4 protein-coding genes are annotated in these 2832 nt (G+C 61.4%); 2 read left to right on the forward strand and 2 right to left on the reverse strand.

Going from position 1 to position 2832, the window contains the following annotated elements; all coding sequences use genetic code 11:
- Positions 1-751: 751 nt before the first annotated feature.
- Both FJZ36_18855 and FJZ36_18860 read left to right on the forward strand, forming a co-directional pair.
- Entirely contained in the window at positions 752-1477 is a 726-nt protein-coding gene (locus tag FJZ36_18855) for a hypothetical protein (GenBank protein MBM3216959.1), read from the forward strand.
- A 24-nt stretch (positions 1478-1501) separates the two neighbouring features.
- Entirely contained in the window at positions 1502-1978 is a 477-nt protein-coding gene (locus tag FJZ36_18860) for a hypothetical protein (protein MBM3216960.1), read from the forward strand.
- A 206-nt stretch (positions 1979-2184) separates the two neighbouring features.
- On the opposite strand, the gene FJZ36_18865 is transcribed toward FJZ36_18860, so the two are convergent.
- Both FJZ36_18865 and FJZ36_18870 read right to left on the reverse strand, forming a co-directional pair.
- Positions 2185-2400 carry a hypothetical protein gene (locus tag FJZ36_18865; GenBank protein ID MBM3216961.1) on the reverse strand — a complete coding sequence of 72 codons (216 nt, stop codon included), beginning with the start codon at positions 2398-2400 and terminating at the stop codon, positions 2185-2187.
- Between the two features lie 10 nt (positions 2401-2410).
- Positions 2411-2832 (reverse strand): TonB-dependent receptor (locus FJZ36_18870; protein MBM3216962.1); only part of this gene is annotated, 422 nt, incomplete at its 5' end.

Here is a 2832-nt window from a genome sequence, read left to right on the forward strand (position 1 = left end):
CCCAGTTCCTGCACGACGCATCGGAGATCCGCTACCGCGAGATCCCCGCGTCGCAGCAGGCGCAGAACACGACGATGTCGGGACAGGCGGGCTCCCTGACGCTCGAGCTGCCGATCCAGAAGCCGAACGTGACGGTTCCGGTCGTCGAGCTGTTCTTGAAGGGGTAGGCGGACGCGGAGTCAGCGGGCAGGGGGTGCGCTCCCTGCCCGGTACGCACCTCGGGGCTTTTCCCGTATATGGAATACATCATTGATCCCGGGGGGCCGCAGGATCGGCAGGCTCTGCAACTTCAGACACGCAAGCGCCGGCACATTAGGAATGAGACGCGCGCAGAGCATCGCCCGGAGCAGAGGCACGCCGCGCTTCAGTTGTCGTTGCGCATGTGCCCGGGCATCGAGTACCGTTCTTCGTCGGCGGCATACAATTGTATGGGGCTCGTGTTTGCGTGTCGCAGAACATGGATTGACGTAGCGGAACTCGATCCTATCCTGACCGATGACGAGTATCGACAGTTGAGGCAGGGAGAATGCCCGGTGCTGGGGGACGTTGTTGTCTACCGCTTATCTGCGGAGGGCGACGCAACGCACGTTGGCATCGTTGCACAAGTCCTGCCACTCACTGCATCCGGGCAGCCAGTGGTCAAGGTGCTCAGCCAATGGGGTGCCCATGGCGAGTTCGTGCACTTGGTCGATCAGGTTCCAGACGTCTACGGTCGATCAGTGGAGTATTGGACGGATCGGAGGAATAAGCCGTGACCTTCTCCGAAGCGTTACGCGAGATAGAAAGCCTTGACTTCAGCGTTCGACTGAACATCGCGAGCGGTCTCCGAACCTTCCTGGACATCGCCAACCAGGAGGAAGCAGTGCTTGTGGTCCGTGACCGAATCCGAAGCACCACGCGCTACTGGCAGCTCGTGCGTCGCACTGTTGACCTGCTCCGCGAGGAGTTCGATGAGCAGTACGAGAATCCAGCAGATACCGCGCTTGCAGTCTACACATGGTTACTCAATGAGAGTCGCCTGGAAACTCGGCGCGCACCCATCGCAGAACAAGTCACGGATCAGGTCGCCAGAGCCAGACAGTGCTGGTGGGCACTCAAGGTGGCTGAGATGGCTCAATCGTCGCACCCACGTGACAAAGCAGTGTCAACCGACAGATTCCTGCAAGACGCACTGCTGGCCAGATGGTTTGCCACGGAGGCCAAGGACATCTACCTCGAGCGCTACCGACGGCGCGTCGACGGTCTGTTCGCTGCCAGCTTCAACCAGATGGGCGATACCAATGGGTGTCCATGGGTAGCGCACATGGTCCCGTCTGCTCAGACGTCGTCCGGGCGTGGCGAGGCAGCACCAGACGAAAGACTCGATCCGGATGGCTCGGTGCCCGGGCCGATCTCAGCGGACACCCATGTCAACAACTTGTACCTAACGGCATGGGACGCTACAAGCGGCGTCAGGAAGCACTCCTCCACCCTCTAGGCGACTGGACGGCGAGGTGCGTCGGTGATACGACACGTTTGGACGGCGATCTGCTCGCGGTGCATCACGGACACGAGAACCGGTAACATCAGTCTGATTGACGCCATCGAGCAGATCAAACTCTTCGCCAGGCCAGCGAGCGTCGGAACCGCGGAAGGGGATGATCCTAGCCCGGATGGCCCCAACGCGGCGTCCATCACTTTCGAGATCGTGACACTCTGGAGCAAGACGGCGGCGATCGACGTCGCGGAGCAAGGCTATGGCCGACTGCTGGTGAAGGCGCCGTCAGGAGTTGAACAGGAGCTTGTCACGTACGACATTGACCTGAGCAAGACCAAGGGCTTGCGCGCCATCATGGGTGCTCCCGGATTCCCAATCGTAGAGGACGGAGAATACCTATTCTGCGTCGAGTACCGATCCTCTGGTGCGGAGGAGTGGCAGCGAGTCAGCGAAGTACCATTGGACGTCGTAATCGCCACGGAGGCGCCAGGCGACGCATGACCTGCACGTGAGCAAAGGATCCACGCCCCCGCTCACGTCGGTCCGACGCAGATGAACGCCACGTACAGGCATCACCATGCTCGGACTACCCAGATCACAGATTACGGCGATCAGAAATCCGCGATGATGCCGACGATGGTCAGCCGCTGGAACTGCAGGATGGGCTTCAGCCCACCGTCTGCACAGTCGCAGATCGTGCGGGCCAGCTAGGATTGCTTCTCTGCACGCCGCGCGATCTCGATCAGGAAGCGGAGAGCGGCATTAACGGATTCCGAGTCTGGGAACCGCTCTGCGACATCGGGCGCCAGCAAGATGAGGTTCGTCCCGTTGGCATAGCGCCTTGCGTACCGTCCACGCTCACCTTGAGCGAAGTCGTATTCGTCCAGCAGGTCGGGATCGGCACGATCCGGTCGCGTCTTCATCGCTCCCACCTCAGAAATCCGCGATGATTCCCATGATGGTCAGGCGCTGGAACTGAAGGATGGGCTTCAGTTCCCCATCCACGCGGTCGAACTGCCAGGCGTAGACGTTGTCCCGATTCGTGACGTTCTGGACCTCCAAGAACAGCGACACGCCCCACCCCCCCAGCTCCAATCGCCGGTCGATCCGCAGGTCGAGCCGCCGGTAGTCCGGATAGCGCACTGTGTTCCGCGCCTCGAAGTCCGGGTCCAGATCGTAACCCCCCACGTCGTTCGGACGGATGGGCAGGAGCGTGTAGGGTCTGCCGCCGACGAGCCTCCACTTGCCGCTGAGCTCCCATCCAGCGATCAGCGGAACCCCGCCTGACACCGACACGAGCCGCCGGATGTCGTAGTCGTCCGGGTACCACACGCCCTGGGCGTCGCGCGACTTCG

It is taken from the genome of Candidatus Poribacteria bacterium, from assembly GCA_016866785.1.
GTDB lineage: Bacteria > Poribacteria > WGA-4E.